This window comes from Streptomyces sp. AC627_RSS907, from assembly GCF_019049165.1.
Window position 1 is genome coordinate 1 of record NZ_JAGMUE010001583.1, and the last position, 580, is coordinate 580.

Below are 580 nucleotides of genomic sequence, written 5' to 3' on the forward strand. Positions count from 1 at the left end.
GCGGCATACCGTGGTGTGGTGAACCCCGCGGGCTTCGCCTCCCGCAGTCGTAACACGCCCTACGAGGGGCGCGAGCTGCCGGGCCGAGTGACACACACCTTCCTGCGGGGCCGGGCAACGGTCGTGGACGGGAAGCTGACGTGACACCTGTGACATTTCTGGCGGCGGACGACACCCAGAACGCGGGCGACTGGGCCGCGCGCACCGGCTGGGTCGTGGGCCTGCTGCTGGTCATCGTGCTGCTGTACTGGCTGATGCGGGAGGGCTGGAAGTGGCGCGGGCTGCTCCAGTCGGACCTGCCGGAGCTGGCGCAGGTGCCCGCCGACCCGGGCGAGCCCCGGCTCACCATGGCCGGGCGCTACCACGGCTCGACCAAGGCCGGGCAGTGGCTGGAGCGCATCGTCGCGCACGGCCTCGGCGTCCGTAGCCGCGCCGACGTCACGCTGACGGACGCCGGACTGACCGTGCGGCGCCCCGGCGCCCGGGACTTCCACGTGCCCACCAGCGCGCTGCGCGGCGCCCGGCTCGACAAGGGCATCGCCGGCAAGGTCCTCACCGAGGGCGGGCTGCTGGTGATCAC

Annotated in this window: 1 protein-coding gene and 1 pseudogene; both read left to right on the plus strand. The window is 73.3% G+C overall.

What is annotated here, in order from left to right:
• Window positions 1-144, plus strand: a pseudogene (locus KUM32_RS43125) (dihydroorotase); the annotation flags it as partial.
• Window positions 141-580: hypothetical protein (locus KUM32_RS43130; RefSeq protein WP_217146988.1), on the plus strand; the 440-nt coding region annotated here is incomplete at its 3' end. The pseudogene KUM32_RS43125 and the gene KUM32_RS43130, both read left to right, overlap by 4 nt.